This window comes from Moraxella sp. CTOTU48841 (assembly GCF_032061225.1).
In the GTDB taxonomy this organism is placed as follows: domain Bacteria; phylum Pseudomonadota; class Gammaproteobacteria; order Pseudomonadales; family Moraxellaceae; genus Faucicola; species Faucicola cinerea.
Genome location: NZ_DAMBFQ010000007.1, coordinates 1 through 22,512, shown reverse-complemented (window position 1 = coordinate 22,512; position 22,512 = coordinate 1). Strand labels below are relative to the sequence as shown.

General features: G+C 44.9%; 19 protein-coding genes and 4 tRNA genes. 13 read left to right on the top strand and 10 right to left on the bottom strand.

Annotation, left to right across the window (positions count from 1 at the left end; translation table 11 throughout):
* The first annotated feature begins 21 nt into the window (after window positions 1–21).
* The 8 genes from RT034_RS08150 (at window position 22) to RT034_RS08115 (ending at window position 6,218) form a co-directional block, all read left to right on the top strand.
* Window positions 22–1,443, top strand: coding sequence for an FAD-dependent oxidoreductase (locus RT034_RS08150; protein ID WP_313015873.1), 1,422 nt, complete (start codon window positions 22–24; stop codon window positions 1,441–1,443).
* A 148-nt stretch (window positions 1,444–1,591) separates the two neighbouring features.
* The gene (locus tag RT034_RS08145; protein WP_313015870.1) at window positions 1,592–2,140 is read left to right on the top strand and encodes a tyrosine-protein phosphatase; all 549 of its coding nucleotides are present in this window, start codon (window positions 1,592–1,594) and stop codon (window positions 2,138–2,140) included.
* A gap of 33 nt (window positions 2,141–2,173) precedes the next feature.
* Complete coding sequence (locus tag RT034_RS08140) at window positions 2,174–3,616, top strand: lipopolysaccharide biosynthesis protein (protein ID WP_313015867.1); 1,443 nt, start codon at window positions 2,174–2,176, stop codon at window positions 3,614–3,616.
* A 187-nt stretch (window positions 3,617–3,803) separates the two neighbouring features.
* Window positions 3,804–4,940 carry a quinolinate synthase NadA gene (gene nadA, locus RT034_RS08135; protein WP_135888467.1) on the top strand — a complete coding sequence of 379 codons (1,137 nt, stop codon included), beginning with the start codon at window positions 3,804–3,806 and terminating at the stop codon, window positions 4,938–4,940.
* 153 nt (window positions 4,941–5,093) lie between these two features.
* Window positions 5,094–5,170 (top strand) — tRNA-Pro (locus tag RT034_RS08130).
* A gap of 62 nt (window positions 5,171–5,232) precedes the next feature.
* A tRNA-Arg gene (locus RT034_RS08125) sits at window positions 5,233–5,306 on the top strand.
* 31 nt (window positions 5,307–5,337) lie between these two features.
* A tRNA-His gene (locus tag RT034_RS08120) sits at window positions 5,338–5,413 on the top strand.
* A 280-nt stretch (window positions 5,414–5,693) separates the two neighbouring features.
* Window positions 5,694–6,218 carry a hypothetical protein gene (locus RT034_RS08115; protein WP_313015864.1) on the top strand — a complete coding sequence of 175 codons (525 nt, stop codon included), beginning with the start codon at window positions 5,694–5,696 and terminating at the stop codon, window positions 6,216–6,218.
* Between the two features lie 130 nt (window positions 6,219–6,348).
* Here RT034_RS08115 and nagZ read toward each other — a convergent pair whose 3' ends face one another.
* From nagZ to RT034_RS08090, 5 genes are all read right to left on the bottom strand, one after another.
* Window positions 6,349–7,389, bottom strand: coding sequence for a beta-N-acetylhexosaminidase (gene nagZ / locus RT034_RS08110; protein ID WP_313015862.1), 1,041 nt, complete (start codon window positions 7,387–7,389; stop codon window positions 6,349–6,351).
* Window positions 7,390–7,524: 135 nt separating this feature from the next.
* The gene (gene queF / locus RT034_RS08105; protein ID WP_313015860.1) at window positions 7,525–8,376 is read right to left on the bottom strand and encodes an NADPH-dependent 7-cyano-7-deazaguanine reductase QueF; all 852 of its coding nucleotides are present in this window, start codon (window positions 8,374–8,376) and stop codon (window positions 7,525–7,527) included.
* 20 nt (window positions 8,377–8,396) lie between these two features.
* Entirely contained in the window at window positions 8,397–9,170 is a 774-nt protein-coding gene (locus tag RT034_RS08100; RefSeq protein ID WP_076774539.1) for an ABC transporter permease, read from the bottom strand.
* Window position 9,171: 1 nt separating this feature from the next.
* Window positions 9,172–10,131, bottom strand: coding sequence for an ABC transporter ATP-binding protein (locus tag RT034_RS08095; protein WP_313015857.1), 960 nt, complete (start codon window positions 10,129–10,131; stop codon window positions 9,172–9,174).
* Between the two features lie 159 nt (window positions 10,132–10,290).
* Window positions 10,291–10,884 (bottom strand): c-type cytochrome, encoded by a 594-nt coding sequence (locus RT034_RS08090; protein WP_160002362.1) that lies wholly within the window; start codon window positions 10,882–10,884, stop codon window positions 10,291–10,293.
* 288 nt (window positions 10,885–11,172) lie between these two features.
* On the opposite strand from RT034_RS08090, the gene RT034_RS08085 reads away from it, so the two are divergent.
* A tRNA-Arg gene (locus RT034_RS08085) sits at window positions 11,173–11,248 on the top strand.
* A gap of 160 nt (window positions 11,249–11,408) precedes the next feature.
* Here the strand turns inward: RT034_RS08085 and tauD are convergent.
* The 4 genes from tauD to tauA all read right to left on the bottom strand — a co-directional run bounded on the left by tauD (window position 11,409) and on the right by tauA (window position 15,150).
* Entirely contained in the window at window positions 11,409–12,272 is an 864-nt protein-coding gene (tauD, locus tag RT034_RS08080) for a taurine dioxygenase (protein ID WP_313015854.1), read from the bottom strand.
* Window positions 12,273–12,302: 30 nt separating this feature from the next.
* Window positions 12,303–13,106 (bottom strand): ABC transporter permease subunit, encoded by an 804-nt coding sequence (locus RT034_RS08075; protein WP_159772498.1) that lies wholly within the window; start codon window positions 13,104–13,106, stop codon window positions 12,303–12,305.
* A 155-nt stretch (window positions 13,107–13,261) separates the two neighbouring features.
* Window positions 13,262–14,041, bottom strand: a complete 780-nt coding sequence (locus RT034_RS08070; RefSeq protein ID WP_313015852.1) for a taurine ABC transporter ATP-binding protein — start codon at window positions 14,039–14,041, stop codon at window positions 13,262–13,264.
* A 29-nt stretch (window positions 14,042–14,070) separates the two neighbouring features.
* A complete protein-coding gene (gene tauA / locus RT034_RS08065) occupies window positions 14,071–15,150 on the bottom strand; it encodes a taurine ABC transporter substrate-binding protein (protein ID WP_313015850.1) in 1,080 nt (359 codons plus the stop codon).
* A 228-nt stretch (window positions 15,151–15,378) separates the two neighbouring features.
* On the opposite strand from tauA, the gene RT034_RS08060 reads away from it, so the two are divergent.
* A complete protein-coding gene (locus RT034_RS08060) occupies window positions 15,379–16,893 on the top strand; it encodes an aminoacyl-histidine dipeptidase (RefSeq protein ID WP_313015847.1) in 1,515 nt (504 codons plus the stop codon).
* 181 nt (window positions 16,894–17,074) lie between these two features.
* Here the strand turns inward: RT034_RS08060 and RT034_RS08055 are convergent, their stop codons facing one another.
* Complete coding sequence (locus tag RT034_RS08055) at window positions 17,075–19,126, bottom strand: OPT family oligopeptide transporter (RefSeq protein WP_313015844.1); 2,052 nt, start codon at window positions 19,124–19,126, stop codon at window positions 17,075–17,077.
* Between the two features lie 436 nt (window positions 19,127–19,562).
* Here RT034_RS08055 and RT034_RS08050 point away from each other — a divergent pair, with 436 nt between their 5' ends.
* The 3 genes from RT034_RS08050 to RT034_RS08040 form a co-directional block, all read left to right on the top strand.
* The gene (locus tag RT034_RS08050; protein WP_313015842.1) at window positions 19,563–20,645 is read left to right on the top strand and encodes an ATP-grasp domain-containing protein; all 1,083 of its coding nucleotides are present in this window, start codon (window positions 19,563–19,565) and stop codon (window positions 20,643–20,645) included.
* 28 nt (window positions 20,646–20,673) lie between these two features.
* On the top strand, window positions 20,674–21,861 hold the full coding sequence (locus tag RT034_RS08045; RefSeq protein ID WP_313015840.1) for a phosphoribosyltransferase domain-containing protein: 1,188 nt from the start codon (window positions 20,674–20,676) through the stop codon (window positions 21,859–21,861).
* 28 nt (window positions 21,862–21,889) lie between these two features.
* The coding region (locus RT034_RS08040) for an HAD family hydrolase (protein WP_313015838.1) at window positions 21,890–22,512 on the top strand (623 nt) is incomplete at its 3' end.

Below are 22,512 nucleotides of genomic sequence, written 5' to 3'. Positions count from 1 at the left end.
CTCACTTAGGAGCATTGTGGCATGGCAAAACGATTACACAACGATTTTCAGTTTTTAGACGTCGCACGTGTCGACCCTTCAAAAAAAGACATTAATACCCGTACTCACGAGTTTGTTGAGATTTACTATCCTTTCGAGCAAGACAAGGTAACTGACCAAGCGCACCGCTGTCTTGAATGTGGTAACCCTTACTGTGAATGGAAATGTCCCGTTCACAACTACATTCCAAACTGGCTAAAACTGGCTACCGAAGGTCATATTTTCCAAGCGGCAGATTTATGCCACCAAACCAACACGTTGCCAGAAGTCTGTGGGCGAGTATGTCCTCAAGACCGTCTGTGTGAAGGGGCTTGTACCCTCAATGACGGCTTTGGGGCGGTCACCATTGGTAATGTGGAAAAATACATCACCGATACTGCGTTTGCGCTAGGCTGGCGTCCAGATATGAGCGGTGTGACTTGGACGGATAAAAAAGTTGCGGTGATTGGCGCAGGTCCTGCCGGTCTTGGCTGTGCTGACATATTGGTCCGTAATGGCGTCAAACCTGTGGTATTTGACAAACGCCCTGAAATTGGCGGACTACTGACCTTTGGTATTCCAGAATTTAAAATGGAAAAAAATGTCATGCGTCGTCGCCGCGAAGTGTTCGAAAGCATGGGCATTGAATTTCGTTTAAATACCGAGATTGGTAAAGATATCACCATTGATGAGTTACTCTCTGAGTATGACGCGGTGTTTATGGGTATGGGTACTTATACCTATATGCGTGGCGGTTATGCCGGTGAAGAGTTATCTGGCGTGTATGATGCGCTCGACTTCTTAATCGCAAACGTCAATCGCTGCCAAGGTTGGGAAACGAACCCACAAGAGTACATCGACTTACAAGGCAAAAAAGTGGTCGTCCTTGGCGGTGGTGATACCGCGATGGACTGTAACCGTACCAGTATCCGCCAAGGTGCAACTTCTGTGACTTGTGCCTACCGCCGTGATGAAGAGAATATGCCAGGCTCACGCCGTGAAGTTCGTAACGCGCGTGAAGAAGGCGTACAGTTTTTATTTAACCGTCAGCCGATTGAAATTATCGGTTTAAACGGTAAAGTAACCGGCGTTAAAGTAGTGACCACTAAACTTGGCGAACCCGACAACCGCGGTCGTCGTAGCCCAGAGCCTATTCCCAATTCAGAAGAAATCTTGCCAGCCGATGCGGTGATTATGGCATTTGGTTTCCGTACTAGCCCTGCTGAGTGGTTTACCACCCAAGGCATCGAGATGGATAATAGCGGACGGGTGATCGCGCCTGAGTTACAAACCTATAAATATCAAACTAAGAATCCAAAAATCTTCGCAGGTGGCGATATGGTACGGGGTTCAGACTTGGTGGTAACGGCGATTTGGGAAGGTCGTGAGGCCGCTAAAGGTATTCTAGATTACCTGGATGTTTAAGCGCGAACCTTCTTCTGCTAAGAATTGCTGTTAATTACGTCAAAAAACCCAATATTGATTGGGTTTTTTTATAGGTAAATTTCGGTGCGTTTTTGTCCACTTTAGGCTATTATGTCGCATAAATTCATCATACTACTAGGTCAATGACATGCCATTTGCGCAGCATTTTCGTCCCGCTACTTGGGCAAAATTACGGTGTCAACATGCCAATCTTTATCAAATCGATGAGCAACTGTTTCGTAGTGAGCAGCTGACGCCCGATGATATCGGTATTATCCGGCAGTACGGCATCAATACGCTTATCAATTTACGATTTTTTGATCGCGATGATAACGAAGAAAATTTAGCCAATTTACCGCTGACCTTTATCAATCACCCATTGATGACTTGGGCAATCAAGCCGCAGCAACTTGCTGAAATTTTGTATGATATTTTGTGGCACCAAGCGCGTGGCGACAAGGTGCTCGTGCATTGTTATCATGGCTCAGATCGCACGGGTATTACCGTTGCTATGTATCGCATTTTGGTACAAAACTGGACTATTGAACATGCCAAAATTGAAATGCAGGACGGCGGGTATGGCTTTCACTGGATTTGGATTAATATCAGCAATTTATTGACCGAGAAAAAAGTGCAAGAAGTGCAACACGCTTTGTTAGAACTACAACGCCAAAAGCCTATTATTAGCCAACCTTAAAACCCATCAAGCGACATTAACTCTGGATAGCCTGTGAATATCAAACGACTGTTAGGTGAAACCATTATCTATGGTATCGGTGCGATTTTACCCCGTGTCATTACCTTTTTACTCAATCCGTTGTACATCAATTACATCGATAAAGAAGCCTTTGCTATCTTTACCAGCCTATATGCCTGGATTGCTTTTATCAATATTGTGCTCACTTTTGGTTTTGAAACATCTTATTTTCGCTTTTCAGGAGAAGATAAAACAGGCGCCGCCGAAAAAAATGTGTTTAGCACGGCGTTTTGGTTTATTGCCATGTTGGCAGGCGGTTTTTTGGTCATGATGTTGCTATTTAGCAATCCGCTATCAATTCTGATGGATTATGGCAGTCATCCTGAATTTTTGCGCTGGTTTGCTTGGATTGCGTTTTTTGATGCGATTTGTACCATTCCGTTTGCTTGGCTACGTTATCACAACCAGCCTGTGAAGTATTCAGTGGTGCGTGTGGTGTCGATTTTGATACAAACTGTGGTGGTCATTGCGCTATTTCGCTTTGTGCCCATTGAGGCTGCCAAAAGTTTCGGTTTGACCGAGCAAGTGGCGTATCCGTTCTTTGCCAATTTAGTTGCCAGTCTCGCCACTTTTATGATGCTGTTTCCAATTATCAAAAAAGTACGCTTACATTTTGATAAAGCTTTGTTCAAACGTATGATTCGCTATTCTTATCCGGTCATGCTGGCAGGGTTGGCGTTTATGGTGAATGAGAACTTCGATAAAATCATTCAATATTATATGATTGATAAAGGCGATGCAGGGGCATACGGTGGCTGCTACAAATTGGCGGTGTTAATGACTTTGTTTGTGACCGCGTATCGGATGGGGATTGAGCCGTTTTTATTCAAACAAATGCACCACGCCAATGCCAAACATACTTATGCGATGATGACAGAGTACTTTGCTTTATTTGCATCGGTGGTGGCGCTTGGGATTATTGCCAATATTTCATGGCTCAAACGGTTATTTATCACCGATCCCAGTTATTGGACAGCGATTAATATCGTGCCGATTATCGTCATTGCGAACCTATGTTTTGGGATTTATTACAACCTATCAACTTGGTATAAGGTAACTGATCGTACTGGGATTGGCTCAGCCATCTCATGGCTTGGGGCGGGACTGACTATTTTGCTCCATATGCTGTTTTTAAAACAATACGGCTTTATGGTGTCGGCGTGGGTAACGCTTTTTGTTTATTTCCTCATGATGATAGTATCGTACGCGCTGGGACAGCATTTTTATCCTATACCTTACCAAACCAAAAAAATCGTTTTCTTTTTGGGCACGCTGATGCTGTTTAGCGTGATAATCGTCAGTGCTTTTCAAATGAATTTTTGGTTATCCAATACCTTATTACTGGTCTATATTGGCTTAATCGGCTATAGCGAGCGCGCACTGTTAAAACGTTTGGTAAAGGTAAAAGCATCATGATTAAGCATTAATAAGATTTTAATTGGTCTAAGTATTTAATTTAGCCAAAGTATCCTTATATCAATTACTAGTCGCAATTGATTCACCTTGCGCAAAAAAGTTTGCTATAGTAATAGCAGGAGAATCAATGAATTGCTACTTACCTGTGATAGACATGGGTAAGTCATCTCATGAGAAGGAGTTTTTCATGCAACAATCAAGTACGCCACAAGCAACTACCCAGCTAGCCAATCCTCTATTAGCAAATAATGAGCAACTGGTAGCAGTGTCTGCCAAAGACATTGTCAAACAACATCTCGATAAGCTTGGTATACCCCAAGATATTCAGATTGACGATGCCGAATTTGCAGAAAAAAAACAGCGCATTGCTGATTTGTTAAAACAGCATAATGCCACGTTAATTGCTCACTATTATACCGACCCAAAAATCCAAGCAATTGCAGAAGCCACAGGCGGTATCGTGTCGGATAGTTTAGAGATGGCGCGTTTTGGGCGTGATAGTGATGCCGATGTGCTGATTGTTGCAGGTGTCAAATTCATGGGTGAGACCGCTAAAATCCTAAGTCCTGCAAAAACGGTATTAATGCCAACGCTGGAAGCCACTTGTTCATTAGATTTGGGTTGTCCGATTGAAGACTTTAGCGCGTTTTGTGACCAACATCCTGACCGTACTGTGGTGGTGTATGCCAACACCTCAGCAGCTGTTAAAGCGCGGGCAGATTGGGTGGTGACATCGAGTATCGCGGTTGAGCTTATTGACCATCTAGACAGCCAAGGTGAAAAAATCATTTGGGCACCTGACCAGCATTTGGGGCGTTATATCCAGCAAAAAGTGGGCGCAGATATGCTACTGTGGGATGGTGCTTGTATCGTGCATGAAGAGTTCCGCAGCCGCAGCCTAAAAACCATGAAAGAGATGTACCCCGATGCCGCCGTGTTGGTACACCCAGAATCACCGATTGAGATGACCCAAATGGCAGATGCCGTCGGTAGCACCAGTCAGCTGATTAAAGCGGCACAAACCCTACCGCACAAGATGTTCATCGTCGCGACCGATCGCGGTATTTTTTATAAAATGCAGCAAGCGGCGCCAGATAAGGTGTTTATCGAAGCGCCGACGCGTGGCGAAGGTGCAACCTGTCGTTCATGTGCGCACTGCCCGTGGATGGCGATGAATGATTTAGACCAAATCATCCATGCACTGGAGAAAGTAGGCACGCCCGACGCCGTACCACACGAGATTTTTGTTGATGCGCAGCTAATCGAACAAGCTAAAAAACCCCTAGATCGAATGTTGGCGTTTGGCGCCACGCTCAAAAAATAGGCATCAACAACCATCGTCTGTTTTTAAAATATTGAAAAAAGTCGTTGACAGCCTAGCTAACTTGCTTTAATATACGCACCACTTAGCGATGATAGCCTTTAAGCTCACTATTGCTAAGGTATTGAAGTAACAATTAAAGCCTAGTTAGGCAATCGGAGTGTAGCACAGCTTGGTAGTGCACCTGGTTTGGGACCAGGGGGTCGAAGGTTCGAATCCTTTCACTCCGACCATTCATTCTTTAAACTTACCCAAGTTGAAAAGATGAATCAAGAGCCGAGCAGGCTTTTTTTATGCGCCTGTAGCTCAGTTGGATAGAGCACCCGCCTTCTAAGTGGGTGGTCACAGGTTCGAATCCTGTCAGGCGCGCATTTTGCTAGTCTGTAAAACCTACCTTATGGCGGATGTAGCTCAGTTGGTAGAGCCCCGGGTTGTGATCTCGGTTGTCGTGGGTTCGAGTCCCATCATTCGCCCCATATTTTAAAAAAGCCCCTAATTCAATGAATTAGGGGCTTTTTTTATGCCTTATCTATATTATCACGTTTGCAAATTTGTTATAAAAAACAATGTTTGTGCTACACTTTTTTAGGATGAATTATTATCTATTTTATATACTAGGGTCATATAGTGTACTAGAAGATAAGCTCGTAAAGGTAAATTGCCAATAGCGTAACTTTACCTGATGGAAACCCTAAAATAAAATGGCGTGAGACCCGTAATATGATACGAAGTACAACGATGTTTTATCAACTTGCTATGACTAGCTTTGCTATAAGTGCTTGCTTACTTGCTAATACTGCCCAAGCGGCTACTAGGCTGCCAAAATCACCTTGGCAATCGCATGCATCGCTCAAAAGTAGCCAAGTTAGCCCAATTTACCAACAGCAATGGCGACAATCTGATTATAAATATTGCCCAATTTTAGCCATTGCTAATCATTCATCAGTGAATGTCAAAACTGCGCAATCACGCGCTGCCAATTTTTCAGGTGGCTTTGCGGTGGCGTATGATTTGAAAAACTATAAAGGCAGGCCTTTACGCAGTGCTTATGGCGTAGCCAATGCAGGTACCACGTCTAAGCGTGACTTGTACCAGGGCTGGGCCTATCGTAAAAACTATGCCGATGGCAGTTATGTGACGCTTGGGCGAGAGGGCAATAACCCACAGGGTAAAATGCTGGCTTATATAGTGCTGAACAATGGCTGTTTTTATAACATCTGGAGTCAGTTAAGTAGTGAGCATTTGCAAAAAATGATTGGCCAATTACGCTATGTCAATTGATAAATCAAAATATAGCTAAAAAAATAGCCATGAAAAAGTAGCCACAAAAAAAGCAATGTTGCCGCGTTGCTTTTTTGAATTTGTTTTTTTTGAAAGTTGCTCGTTTTAAATTTTCTTGTTTCAAGCAAAGTCATGCAAAGAAATTTTCTAGCACCTTACGCTGACTGCTTTGCCAATGTGACCACTCTTGGGCTGAGTCGGCCAGTGAGCCCCGCCAACCTTTGATATTGCCTTTCATGCTAGATAACCGATGTTGGCTGGTGGTATTGAGCAGTATCGGCTCTTTTTGCAAACGCTCAAGCGCAACCAAGGCAGCAGGGCGGTCATTACACAATAGTCCCATATCGCAACCTGCCGTTAAGGCAGCCGCAATACGGTCACCTGCATCACCTGCAACATGTGCCGCTTTCATTGACAGGTCATCGGAGAACAATACCCCATTAAACCCTAGCTTGCCACGGATAATCTGTTGTAGCCAAATCGATGAAAACCCTGCAGGTTTGTTATCAACTGTGCTAAATACCACATGAGCGGGCATGAGCGCATCTAGTAGCGGCTTATTGCGAATAAATGGCTGCATATCGTATTGGCGAATCTCATCAAAACTGCGCTCATCGGTGGCATCATCTACATGAGAATCCGGTGCAACTGAGCCGTGACCGGGAAAATGCTTGCCCGTGGTTGCCATGCCGGCAAGCTTCATCCCACGCATGAATTCAGCAGATAAGGCAGTGATTGCAATCGGATGGGCGTGAAACGCGCGATCACCAATCACGCGGCTCTCCCCATTGATATCAAGTACAGGCGCAAAACTAAAATCAATCCCAACCGCTAAGACTTCGCTTGCCATCAAATAGCCTGCGCAATAAGCAAGATCAAGCGCAGTGATAGGGTCATGCTCAAACCTTTCACCGAGTTTACCCATCGCAGGTAGCGGTGAAAAACCCGCGCGTAAGCGAGCGACACGACCACCTTCTTGGTCAACCGCAATTAAAATATTGGGCTTGATGGCACGCATACTATCGGTCAGTTCGCGTACTTGCTCAGGGCTTTCTACATTGCGCCCAAACAAAATCACGCCGCCAACTTCCGGTTGGCGTAGCAGTGCTTCATCTGCTAGGCTAAGCGCTGTGCCTTCAATATCGAGCATGAGTTGACCGACTGCTTGCATGCGGTAATCCTTCTGGGTATTGCTTGCCGTCAACGGTTAGATATAGTTGGCGGCAGAAAAAATTTGAAAAAACATAGCATACGCTTTTTTTGATAAAAATGCGACTAGCTTACTGGCGATTATTATTAGCGAATATTACTGACGGTTAAGCCGTGACGGTGACGGCAACAAACTGATATCACTCACCCGACAAGGATTGATATCAATCCCGCCACGGCGTGTGTACCATGCGCGTACCATGAGCGTTTTTGGCGCAAAGGCTTGGGTTAAATCACTAAAAATTTGCTCCACGCATTGTTCATGAAAGCCATTATGCTGACGAAAGCTCAAAATATACTCAAGCAGTCCTGCTCGATCAATCGGTTGGCTATCTATCTGAATCTCCAGTGTTCCCCAATCTGGCTGATTGGTGACAGGGCAGTTTGAACGCAGCAGATGCGAATGCAAAATTTGTAACTGGCTATCAGAGGCGCCTTGATGGGCAACGGTCAAGCTTGAAGGATCGACATCACTGACAATAGCGATTTTTTTATCGCTATTATCTAATGCGTTATCAATGCAGTCACCCTGTGGCGCGCTGATGGGTAAGCTATTTGCAATATTTACCTCAAAAATCTCAAGCGTCACATCGGTTTTTAGACAAGCGGATAAGTCTTTTTCCACCGCTGCTTTAACAGCTTGTTGATTGTCAAATTCAGTGAAATTTAGGCTATTAAAATAAAGTTTGAGCGATTTTGATTCGACAATATAGTCTGATGTGGCAGGGATGGCAAGGCGCGCCATTGCCACCTGTGAAATGCCTTGCGAATTCAGCCAAGACATTTCAAAAACCTGCCACCAGTCCATGCCGATGCTTAAGGCGTCAGCAGGCAGCGCTAGGTTTGCTCGTCCTAATGCGCGAGGGATAGGGTAGAGCATATCGGGGGCGTAGGTTTTTGGGTAGCTGGTGGATTGACCCAAAATACCGTGAGTTTCAAGTGGTTTCATATTTTTTAAATTTAACTAAGTTATAAACGAACGCGTGAGCCATCTGCTAAAAGATAATACGCAATACCATAAAATATCGCGGTAAAAATCCCAATCGCCACCAAAGATGACCATACATTGACATCTGAATGACCCAAAATACCATAGCGAAAAGCATTGACCATATAAACAATGGGGTTTAGTAGCGATATGTTTTGCCAAAATCCTGATAAATCTTTAAGTGAATAAAACACACCGCCCAAATACGTCAAAGGTGTCAACACAAAACTGGGTACGATGGAAATATCATCAAACGAGCGGGCAAATACCGCATTAATCATACCGCCCAGCGAAAATAATGCTGAGGTCATCACCACAGTAAAAATCGTGACAAATGCATGCACCAGTGATAACTGAGTAAAAAACAACGCGAGCACCGTCACAATCGCGCCAATGGTCAACCCCCGAAACAAACCGCCCGCGATAAAACCCAGTAAAATGGTATGTTTAGAAATCGGACTGACCAGCATCTCTTCAATATTACCATGAAACTTGGTGGCAAAAAAACTCGATACCACATTGGAGTAGCTATTGGTAATCACCGACATCATAATCAAGCCAGGCACGATAAACTGCATGTAAGAGACACCGCCCATATCGCCAACGCGCGCGCCAATCATTTTACCAAAGATGATAAAATACAAACTCATGGTGATGGCAGGGGGCAACAGCGTCTGCGGCCAAATGCGAAGAATTCGGCGGATTTCTTTGACTAACAAGGTGTTAAATGCGACCAACTGGTGCTGAAAATCCATGTTAATTCTCCAATTTTTCAGTCAAATTATTTTCAACAATCCCCAAAAACAACTCTTCAAGGCGATTGGCTTTGTTACGCATACTCGCTACCTGAATATTTTGAGCATTTAACTGGGCAAAGACATCATTTAAACTGTCGCCTTTTTTGAGTGTGACTTCAAGGGTCAACGGGTCTGGCTGCTTGGTTTTTACCACATTGGTTAAAGCAATTGATGACAGATAAGGTTGTGCCAAATCAAACACAAAGCTTTCCACATCAAGGCTGGTAAGCAAACTTTTCATATCGGTATTGATACGAATTTCACCCTGGTCAAGAATAGCAATGTTTTTACACAGCTGCTCAGCTTCTTCTAAGTAATGGGTGGTTAAAATAATGGTCGTGCCTTCTTCCGTGTTAATTTGCTGCATAAAATCCCACATCGAGCGGCGCAGTTCAATATCGACCCCCGCAGTCGGCTCATCCAAAATCAGCAGTTTGGGACGGTGCATTAAAGCTCGCGCAATCATCAAACGGCGTTTCATACCGCCAGAGAGCATACGCGCTTTGTCGTCGCGTTTTTCCCAAAGCCCCAATGCTTTAAGGAGTTTTTCGGCACGCGGGCGAGATTCCTTGGTAGGTATGCCAAAATAGCCCGCTTGGGCAATCAAAATATCTTCGATTTTCTCAAACTGCATAAAGTTAAATTCTTGCGGCACCACGCCTAAGAACTGCTTGGCTTTGGCAGGCTGTTTAAGCAAATCTACCCCAAAAATTTCTACCGAGCCTGAGGTGGGTTTAAATAGCGAGCTGATAATACCAATGGTGGTGGATTTACCCGCACCATTGGGACCAAGTAGGGCAAAAAATCCACCTTGGGGTACGGTCAAATCAATGCCTTTGAGTGCGGCAAAACCATTTGGGTAGGTTTTGGTAAGCTGGGTAATTTTTAGAGCAGGGATGGTGTTGTCAAAGTTTGCCATAGCAATGCAGGTTCTGGTTAAAGGTGACACCTTAATGGGGATGGGTTGGACAGTTTAAAGATTTAGGTGAACTAAGTTTATAGTGGTTAAGCTAAATTATATCAATGATATAATTAAAAAAGCCTATCAGTTGATAGGCTTCATCTGGGCTAAAAATGATTATTTGGCTTGAGACACCATATAATCAACCGCGTTGGTCACTTCCACATCTAGCAAATCAGCGTTACCACCTTTGGCTGGCATGGCGTTAAAGCCTTGTAGCGCGTGTTGGTGAAGGGTAGCGGTACCTTTAGCGATACGGGGACCCCAGGCGCCTTTGTCACCAAATTTTGGTGCACCTAACAGACCTGCTGCGTGACAAGTATGGCAAACACCTTCATAAATTACTTTGCCTTCACGTGGTTTGTTCGGGTCAGCGGCGCCTAATGCAGCGGCAATAGTGATATCACACTCTTTACCTTCAAAACAAACTTTACCTTGGGGGGCAATACGTGCGATTAGATTTGGGTATAATGCAACCAATTTTGCAACTTGAGGTGGGTCTTCAGGTGCTTTTTCTGCTTCCTTTTTAGCGGGAGCGGCAGAGGATGCAGGTGCTGAAGCAGTGGCAGTACTTGAGGCTGTCGCGGTACTTGAAGCGCTAGCGGTAGCTGATGCCGCTGCGGGGGCACTGGCTTTATCCTCAGCTTGGCTGACAGCGATACCTGCAAGACTTAGCATAGTAATCGCTGATAACATCACTACTTTTTTCATTCGTCACGTTCTCTCAAACAGGTGAATTAAATTATCGTAATACTTTTAAAACGGACAATATGAGCAATTAGGTTGCTCGATTGTATCCGTTGATGCAATATTGATGCGATAAATGTTACATAGATTTATTTTCCATACTATTATAAGGGAAAATTATCTGAAAAAGCTATGCTTATTTGATATGTGCTATCAACTTTGCCGAGCAGTTTTTGGCAGGAATTTTGATGATTTGCTTATTACACGAAAAGTTTGCTAAAATAGCCCACTGCTTTTTTTCAATGCCAATAAGCGTTCGTAGCTCAACTGGATAGAGTACAGGTCTCCGAAGCCTGTGGCGTGGGTTCGAGTCCCGCCGAGCGCACCATTCTCTTGATTTCATCCTTAATCTAAAACATTAATTTTATTGATAAAATTAGTATCATCTGCCTTTTAGTTTACCTGATTGTAACTACATATTTTATCGTTTATTTGGAGGTAGGTGCTGGTAGAGACTACGCCATTATCGGTCTAATATTGAGCAACCATTAGATTGAATGATAAAACGGTTTATCCCCATTGATAGTCGCACGGTGCATGACACGATGTACTGTATCGCCATAATCATGGGTCGCATAGTGCTGAGTGGCTCGATTATCCCAAAACGCAATGTCATCATTTTGCCAATGCCATCTCACCGTAAACTCAGGTTTGCTAATATGTTGGAATAAAAAGTTGAGTACCGCTTTACTTTCTGAGTCGGATAATTCATTTATCTTTGTGGTAAAGCCTTCATTCACAAAAATCAATTTTTTACCAGTGACAGGGTGAGTGCGAATGACAGGATGCACCACAGGCGGATTGTCAACTTGCGCTTGTTGCCACTGGGCAAAGCCCTCGGGGGTATTGCCAAATCGCTCTTGCGGGAAGGATTGAATAATATTGTGCGTTGCCGTCAACCCTGCCAAAAAAGCGCGAAACGCAGGCGATAAATTATCATACGCCGCATAGCTGCTTGACCACAGCGTATCACCACCAAAGCTTGGGACTTGTTTGGCTGCCAAAATACTGCCAAGCGGTGGCGTTTCGCTAAAAGTCACATCGGTATGCCAAATGGCATTGTCTCGCAAATCGGTTTTATGATTATCAAGCAGTACAATCTCTGGCTGGTTATCGGCTTGAGGGAAAATCGGGTGAATATGCAGTGAGCCAAATTGACGCGCAAAATCCGCTTGTTGTTTTGGGGTAATTGCCTGTTGACGAAAGAATAAGACTTGATGCGTCAATAATGCTTGTTCAATTTCGTGTTGTTGAGCGTCTATCAAAGGTTTGCTAAAGTCGACACCTGTCACCACCGCGCCAATATTTGGGGTAATTTTTTCGATTGTTAATGTGGTCATGATGATCTCCAAATTGTTCAGTTATCAGTTGTTACAGCTGTTTTAATATTTGCCGTACCAAGGGGCAAGGTTGGCTTGTAATTTTCTTAATAAAATTTCTAAAATAAACGCAATCACCGCAATAATTATAATCCCTAGAATGACAATATCCGTCGATAGAAACTGCGCGGCCGACTGAATCATAAAGCCTAATCCTTTAGTTGCTGCTACCAATTCAGCTGCCACCAAAGTCGACCAACCCACACCCAACCCAATACGAATACCTGTTAGGATATGCGGTAAAGCCGATGGTAATGTCACATGCCAAAGTAATTGCGATGGGGTCGCACCGAGCGATAGGGCAGCAAATTGGCGGCTTTTATTAACCGTTAAAATACCCTGCAACGTTGAGATAATAATCGGTGCTAAAATCGATAAAAAGATAAGCGTGATTTTGGTCAGCTCACCAATCCCTAACCAAATCACCAATAATGGCAAATAAGCGAGCGGGGGAATCGGGCGATAAAACTCGAGTAACGGGTCAAAAATAGCCTGAACTGTGCGATTGGTTCCCATCCAAATTGCGATAGGCACACCTACAACCACTGCCAAAACCAAGGCAATAAATACCCGTCCTAGGCTGGCAAAGGTATGCTGTATCAAGGTTGCCGACATATAGCCTTCCGTGGAGACTTTGACAAACTGTTGCCACACACTGGTAGGGTTTGGTAAAAATAAACTTGGCACCAGTCCTGTCGCAGTCACCGCCCACCAAATTGCCAAGGCAGTAACCACACTGATAAAACCCCAGACCACCCCATGATGTTGGGACACAAAAGATGAGGCACGGGTGGGGGGTGTTGTCATGGTAGTCTCAATAACGGCTGCAGTTGGCGCTGACTGATGGTCGATTGGTTTATCAGCGGCGCGAGTTGTGGTGTCAATCTTAGAAATTGTTTGGCTCGTCATGACCTAATTCCTGTTAAATTATTATGATGAATTGGCGCAGTTTTAGCTGGCTGTCAAATACGACCCGCCACAATTTGCTGAAATAACTGTTCTCGCCATTCAATAAACTCACGGTCTGATTTTATGGCGCGAGTGCTTTGTCCTTGGGCAAAGCGTTGGCTAAATGTCGGCTGGTAATGGTGCAGAATTTTTCCTTGACCCATCACCACCAAGTCGGTTGCCAAAAATAACGCTTCTTCAATATCGTGCGAAATCAACAATATTTGTCGTTTGCTTTGTTGCCAAATATTGAGCAGTAGCTCTTGCATGGATTCACGCATAAAAGCATCGAGGGCAGCAAACGGCTCATCTAGTAACAACATTTTGGCTTTTGATGCCAATACGCGGGCGATGCCCACACGTTGTTGCATCCCGCCTGATAATTCCCAAATCGATTTTTCGGCAGCATGTTCTAGTCCTACCCATTGCAAAATTTGCTCGGTTTGTTTGGCTTGGGTTTTGGCATCGACCCCTGCTAATTTGCCAGCAAAACTGACGTTGTCAGCGACATTGAGCCAAGGGAATAACGCATGGTTTTGAAATACCACCGCTCTATCCACACTGGGTTTGGTAATGGCTTGACCATCTAGGCTTAACGCGCCTTGAGTCACAGGAATAAAGCCTGCAATGCTGTTGAGCAAAGTGCTTTTACCGCAGCCTGATGCCCCAAGGACCACACAAAAACTTTGCGCTGCCAATGATAAATTCACCTTATCAAGTGCCAACGTGCGGTGGCTATTGGACTGGGTAGTTGGATACTGTACGCTTAAATTTTCAATCACTAATCCGCTCATGCTATCTCATTCCTTATGAAGCCTTGTTACTACTTGCTATCCAAATATTGATTGGTCACAAAATCTGAATAATCAGCTAATACAGTATCCACCTTGCCTTGTGACTTAAGAAATTCAGCCGTTTTGCGAATGTTGTCGGCAAATGGTTTTTGTAGCAAAGTTTGCTGTTCACTGACGGGTAGATAACGATTACCTGCCAGTAGGTTGCTGATATCGCTGGGTGTTGAACCGGTAATTTGCGCAATTTTTTGCACGTTACTAGCATTACCAATAAAGGCTTTAGGGTCTTGGCTATATTTACCGGTGGCATCAGTGCTGATTTTGACGAACTGTTTTAAGAAGTCAGGATTTTTTTGGGCAAAATCTTTACGCGCCACCCATAAGTCATAGGTCGGACTACCCCAGCTAGCCACTTCTTTTGAAGTCGTCAATACATGCCCAGTCGCTTTGACTTTACTTAAAACAGGCTCCCAAACATACGTGGCATCAATATCTCCTCGCTCCCAAGCCGCATTGATTTCGGGTGGACGAAGGTTAATAATGGTGACTTTATTTGGGTCAATGTTCCAATGCTTCAGTGCGGCAAGCAAACTGTAATGGGTGGTAGAAACATAGGGTACGGCAATTTTTTTACCGATTAAATCTTGCGGTGTTTTGATATTACTAGCATTTCTGACGACCAAGCTTTCCGCTTCGCCGATTTCACTGGTCACCAAAAAAACTTGAAGCGGTACGCCTTTGGTGGCAGCCGCGGCCAATGGACTTGAGCCAATATTGCCAATATCAATACTACCGGCACTGATGGCAGCAACGACGTCTGCACCTGTATCAAATTTTCGCCAATTGATATCACGCTGTGTGGTTTGTTCATAGGTTTTGTCGGCTTGAGCAAGTTTGGCTGGGTCAACCCCGGTTTGATAAGCAATGGTAACGGCTTGCTTGCTATCTGCAGTTGATGTGTTGCCCACTGCGGATGCGCTGTTGGAGGTTGCTTGATTTTGCGATTGTGTTGGTGACTGCGAATTTGATTGAGAATAAACATAGCCCGCGCCAATCGCCACAATGCCTGCGGTCAATCCTGCCGCGAATAATTTATTTTGCTTAGTCATTTTTACCCCTTAATTCTTCATAGATATTCTGTATGTGAATTATTATGTAAAAACCTTTATATTCTGTAAAATAATATTAACAATATTGTATTTTCTAAAATGGAATAATAGTGTGCGTTTGCCAATCGCCCTATAACTAAGCTAACCAGAAATAAGCTGACCATTCGTATGCAAAATTCGCTACAATATTGCCTTTGATAGTTAATACACTAAAAACTGGGCAATACCATGACAACCAATCTCTCTCAACTGTCACCCACTGCTGTTTGGCAATGGTTTGATCAAATTTGTGCTATTCCACATCCTACTTTTCATGAACACGCCTTGGGTGACTTTATTGTTCAAGCAGTCCAAACCCGCGGACAGCAATACGGGTTAACGGTCAAAAAAGATGAAAAAGGCAATATTTTTATCTATAAGCCAGCAAGCGTACAGCTTGATAGCAATATGGCAAACCATCCTGCGGTGGCTATCCAAGCGCATTTTGATATGGTGGCACAAAAAGGTGAAACCACTAACCATGATTTTATCACTGACCCTATCAACCCTGTCATTAAAGACGATTGGGTCTGGGCAAGCGATACGACGCTTGGGGCAGATAATGGTATTGGGCTGGCTATGGCATTGGCGGTGGCGTTTAGTGATGATATTGTCCATCCACCACTTGAGTTGATTTTGACTTGTGAAGAAGAAATCGGTATGGGCGGCGTCCAAGCTATTAATCCTGAGTGGCTGACCGCACCTGCGATGATTAACCTTGACTCGGAAGATGAAGGTGAACTGTTTATCGGCTGTGCTGGCGGGCGTGATGCCACATTTCAGTTAACTTCCTCGCTTATTACCGTAACCGAGGATGTCACGCCGATGGTGATTAAAGTGAGCGGGCTACAAGGTGGGCACTCTGGCATTGATATTCATAAAGGCTTAGCCAATGCTAACTTGTTACTGGCGCGCGTGCTGGCAAGCCTGTTTGGCTCAGCGCCTTTTTATCTACAACACTGGACAGGTGGGGTACTGCGAAATGTGATTACGCGCGAAGCCACTGCGGCAGTGTTGGGTGATTTTGACCGTATCAGCCAGTTGCTTCCTACTATCTTGCAAACGCTACAAGCTGAATATAAAATCACGGAACCCAACCTGACCGTCACTGTTGAAAAACTAGTCGCTACGGACGCAGTGTCACCGGCATCTACCAACCTGTCCGCCCTTAGTATAGCCGACAGTCAGCGTGTGCTTAACTTGCTGCGTAGCCTACCCAATGGCGTGATACGCATGAGCGATAGTTTTGCCGGCGTGGTAGATACATCAATTAGCACGGGTGTGGTTAAGCTTGGCCAAACTCATGACAATAATCAAACCGCCACCCTTGAGATACGTTGTCTGATGCGATCTTTGGGTGAAACCCCAAAAGATGACATCGCCCAGCGGCTACAAGCTTTAGCAGATTTGGCAGGGGCAGCGCTAAAGTTAAGCGATGATTATCCAGGCTGGCAACCTGACCCAGATTCTAAGCTATTGGCAGTGGCAAAATCTGTGATGACGAATCATTTTGCAGGCGAGCCAAAGCTGCAGGTGATTCATGCCGGTCTTGAATGCGGCATATTTAAAGGTAAAGCGCCAAACATGGACATGATTTCTTTTGGTCCAAATATCCGTGCGGCACACTCACCCAAAGAGCGCGTAGAAATCGCCAGCGTGGCAAAAACTTGGCAGGTGTTATTAGACTTATTAAAAGTCTTGTAATTGCTAATGATTGCTTATGCTGCTATCCCAGTTGTGAAAAAATGTCGTCGCTCAGGTTTTGAATTTAAGGTTTTAAACCTATGTGTTGAGCCTATTTTCTTACACCGCGATACATAAAAAACCCTTGAAAATATTGATTTTCAAGGGTTTAGTTTATAAGGATGTTGGATTTTAATGCCTATTATGCCGATGTTTTGGCACTGCTCAACACGCGTCTGGCTAGTATCACGATAGCCAATACAAATGCCAATAACCCTAACCATTGGGCAATGTTATCCCAATTGGCAAGTTTAAGCGCCAGCGGTGCATCTGAGCCGCCCGTCGTGACTGACGCGGCAATAATAAACGCCATAATAACGCCAATCAAGCTTTCGCCCACAATTAACCCTGCAGCAAATAACGTACCCTTGCGCTCTGCAAACTTTAAGTTGCGCTCACGTTGCGCCGCCGTACTGTTTTTGGTGATACGGTTTTTAATCCACCATGCCAACACCGAGCCTATAAAAATCGGCATATTAATGGTAGGTGGCAAATAAATACCCATACCCACTGCCAATACTGGTAAGCTGTATTTACCCGCTGAAGTTTTGCGTAATAAAGTATCAGCGACAATCAGTACCGCACCAATCAGCACACCGATAAGGATAAAGTCCCAGTTCAAATTATGCGCAAAAATCCCTTTGGCAATCGTGGTCATCAAGGTTGCTTGCGGTGCGCCCAAGGCTTGCGAGGCATCCATATCAGGGCGAGGTAATGCCCCAGTAAAACCGTAAGCTTTGTACAGTAGTTCTAAGATAGGGGAGATTACCAATGCACCTACCACGACACCAATCATTAAGGCAATTTGCTGACGCCAAGGTGTGGCTTTTACCAAGTAACCCGTTTTTAAGTCTTGCAAATTATCATTTGAAATCGTCGCCACACATAATACCGCCGAACCACAGAACAACGCCAACGCGGTGACAAATTTGCCATCGCCCGTGGTTAACAATTGCGGATAGGCATTGCCAACCAGCAATAAAATGAGCGAAATCACCACAATCGAGATAATACCAATACCTGAAATTGGGCTAGACGACGATCCAACCAAACCCGCCATATATCCACACGCTGCCGCTACCAAAAAACCAATGATAAAGGTGACCGCAGTACAAACCAATACTAGCAACCATGCCAAACCCGCTGGCAAGCTTGCATCTGCCACAAACTGATAGAAACTAACCGCCAATAACAACGTCATTACCACCGTCCAGCCGATCATGACTTTGGGCGATAAATCCTGCTCCATACGACTGAGGTTTGATGAATTGCCACCTTTGAGCGCCTGCATGGAAATTTTTAATCCCTCAATCATTGGCTTCATGAGCGTCAGTAGCGTCCAAATTGCGGCAACACCAATGGTACCTGCACCGATAAAACGGACATTTTCCTTCCAGATTTTCATCGCAAATGCCGACATTTCCATGTCACTGGGCTGAGGCGTCATGCTCGTCAATATCGGCACCGCTGCACCCCAAGCAATAATGATACCCAGCAAAATAGCAATACCGCCTGCTACGCCAACTAGGTAACCTGCCCCAAGTAGCGCCAAGGAAAACCCCATGGGTAATTGGGTAATCGCCGATCCTGCTTTAAACCAGTAGCCTGCCGAGTCTGCCAATACCCTAAGTCCACCGGTCAAAAACGCTACAATGCCTGATAACGCGCCACCAATCACAATATCCTTGGCGCCTGTTGAGGCATCTGACTGAGCGGGGGTATCATCTGCTGTGTCCTGTTCGCCTGCCCGCAAAATTTCAGCAGCGGCAACGCCTTCGGGGTAGGGCAAATCACTGTTAACGACCATCGCATAGCGAAGCGGAATAGTAAAAATCACCCCTAAGATACCGCCAGCGATACATAAAATAGTGGTTTGCCAAAATGGAAACCCTGTCCAGTAACCGAGCATTAATAACGCTGGCAACACAAAGATAATGGACGATAAAGTACCTGCCGCCGAAGCTTGGGTTTGTACAATATTATTTTCAAGAATATTGCTATCTTTGGCAAATTTTAAAACTGCCATTGATATCACCGCCGCCGGAATGGACGAGGCAAACGTTAAACCGACTTTAAGTCCAAGATATACATTGGACGCGGTAAAGATGACAGTGATTAATGCCCCAAGAATAATGCCCCTTAGCGTCAATTCTTTGTGATTGGCATACATATCACCGATAGGCTGAACTTGCATGGGCAAATCTCCATGTAAAAGCAAAAGTTAATGGTGAGTAAAAAAAACTTATGGATTATACTGCGTTTTATGGCTAAAACAATAACTTTTATCTAGCACCCTCACCCTCGAAACATCGAAACACTACTGGTCTCAATATAGCTATCATTGTGTAGCAAACGTTGTTTGGCAAATATTGTTTGGCAAAGCACGCCAATAATAGTTGCGCTGCATGCATATAGATATAAGATACTTATGTGATTAGTAAAATAATAAGTCTTACCTACTAAGCAAAGAAAAGTAGTCAAGCATATCCTGCAGTGGCAGCCACGATTTATTTAGCAAGATAGATTAAAATTTTGCACCACCTGCTATATAATTCTTGCTACACACTCAGCATGTTATATCTCAATGACAATCGATTACAGTTGTATGAAGATTTGCTAATGGAAATTGAATGATTTTAAACCCCAGTAATACCCCATTTTCAATTTGGTTGGCAGAAGGGCAGTCAAGCCAGCGTGAGATGCTACTTGCCATGCAAGCCATGAAATGCCAATATAACTTACCCATGACCATCGTGGCATCCCATCGACAACCACGACCAGAAATCTTAAACTGTGCCGATATAGCGTACCCAGAGCCATCCGAGCCAAGTGAGCGGGTTGAGTTTGTACTTGCACGCGCCAAAAAGCATAATAGTAAAGTGGTACTCACAGGGCGCAATAGCCAAGATTACGAAGCCAGACGTCAAGACTTCAAAGCAGCCGGTATTCGGTTGTTGACAGGCGCAACTGACACAGCCACGCTTGAATTAATGGATGATAAAGCCGCTTTTACAGCTTTTTGCCAGCAACATGACATCCCTGTGGCAAGTGGCTGGCAGTTTGCTAATACAGATGAGTTAATGGCACTGCTCGCGTTGCATGGTGGGCAACCGTTATGTGTAAAACCCGTCAAAGGCATATTTGCGCAAGGGTTTTGGCGACTCGATACCGCAGCGGTCGATGCGTGGGATAGTTTTGAGCATTTATACTTTACTGAGGATAAAAAAATCCATCTTGCAGAATTTTTGCACGCCTATAACCATAGCCAACTGGTAAAAGAACAACCCATTGCTATGCTGCTGATGCCCTATCTAGCAGGCAAAGAATATTCGATTGATGTGGTATGTGAGACAGGGGAAGTGTTAGCCGCAGTGACGCGCTATAAAGAAGGCAGTGAGCAGCATGTGGGCTATGACGACGCCGTGATGGCACTTGTCAAGCGTCTGGTGGCAGCCCTAAAAGCCGATGGTATTGTGAGCATCCAAACCAAAGCGGATGAAAATGGGACGCACAAGGTACTGGAAATCAATAGCCGCGCGTCAGGTGGGATTGGTTACACCGATCATGCCTTTGGCAACGGCACGATGAATTTAACCCAATTAGCTTTTGCCTATTGGTCAGGCTGTATTGCCAAACCACATCTGGCAGCGGTACGTGATACCATCACCCCTTGCATCGTGCGCCCGCTGATGACCAGTGTGAAAATCGGCTAACGGATAAAATAACAGGACAACAGACGCCATGACCGAGCAAAAAACCATTTCGCTATCGCGTGGCGAGCTTACTTTACGTTATCAAACCACCGCGGATTATCAGCTTGATGATTTGTTGGGTTTTGCTGAGCGTATCAATCCCAAGCGCGCGTTTTTGTTTGTATCTAAAGTATTGGGGCGACATATTCCGGTATCCCCCGATAAGATGCGACAAGCCTTCACCCAGTTGGCGACTCTCATACCCGATGATTTGCCCGAGCCGATTGTGGTGATTGGTATGGCGGAGACCGCTGTTGGACTGTCGGCAGGGGTGCATCAAGTGCTGCAGGCACGTTATCCGCAAGCTATTTTGCTCAACTCGACGCGGCATGCACAGGTAGCAGAGCTGCTTGCCACGTTTAGCGAAGATCATAGTCATGCCAGTGTGCATTTGATTTACCAAAGTGATGACAGCACGCTACAAGCGAACGTTGAAAACGCCAAAACCTTGATTATGGTCGATGACGAAGCCTCCACAGGTAATACCTGTCAGAATGTGGTCAACGCCCTGCGTCAAGCAGGAATGAGTAAGCTTGAGCAAGTGCATTTGGCGACGTTGGTTGATTGGTCACTGGGCAAAACAGATAATAATATTTTTAATGACATCGCCTTTTTTCGCCATCATCTGCTAGCAGGAGATTGGACGTGGACAGATAGGATAAATGCGCCCGCGGTTACCATGCCAAATGTGTCAACCACAGAGGCAGGTAGTCAGCCACTGCTGCCTACCGGCAATTGGGGTAGGCAACCGACACGCGATAGTACATCGGGATTGGATTTTTTGCTGCAAGGTTTGCAGCATACGCTGAGCCAAAGACAATTGACCCTAGCGTCATTCGCCCATCAAAAAATCTTGGTGCTGGGCAGTAATGAGTTTGTTTGGTTGCCATTGTTGCTTGCTGAACGTTTGGCGCAGTATCAAGCGGATGTCAAATTTTCCGCCTTGACGCGGTCACCCATCGCCATCCATGCTGATAGCGCCGTGACTAGCGTCATCAAGTTCTTTGATCATTATGGCTTGGGCATGACCAATTTTGTTTACAATGTGATGCCTGAGGCGTGGGATTGGGTGCTATTGTGCGTGGAAACTCCCCAAGATAGCGTGGATGACATTTGGCAGCGTTTTGATAATGTCATGGTAATTTCACCAAAACCCAATCAGCCAAAAAATCGATAAAAGTTAAGTTTGATAAAAGTGAGTGTCAATGACCGATTTTTTTAAACCCGAAGCCCGTTTTTTTGAATCAAAAGTCGCGCTAGTCAAGCCTTATGCTTTGATGGATTTGGATGATACCTTGTTTCAAACCCAGCGAAAAATTGCAGCTTGGCAATTGCCAATGGATGGGTTAGTGGCGGCGACCGTCGATAAGCAGAATGCGCCATTGAGCTTTTTGACCCCAAAGCAGCGCCATTTTTTTAATTGGTTATCCCAATCAACTGAGCTCATCCCCGTCACTGCAAGAGATACCACTGAGATTATGCGCGTGAAACTGCCGTTTGATAGTTGGCAAGTCTTGACCCATGGTGCGGTGATTGTAGCACCGTCAGGGCAGCTTTGTGCGCGTTGGCAGCGGCTAATGGCAGGGCAATTGGTGGCGCTACAAGCCAAACTGACCCAGCTTATGGCGCGATTGGCAGGGTTTGAAGCACTACGCATAACCCCACATTATGAACACTTTATAGTAGACGATAACGCGGCGGATTTGATGGTATATGTCGCCATCAAACATCAGCATAAAGACCACGATGCTTTGCTGCAGTTTGCGGCACAGCTGCCGAGCCTGCTAAATGAGGCGGCTGATTTGGGCGATGAGTTTTATATCCATGT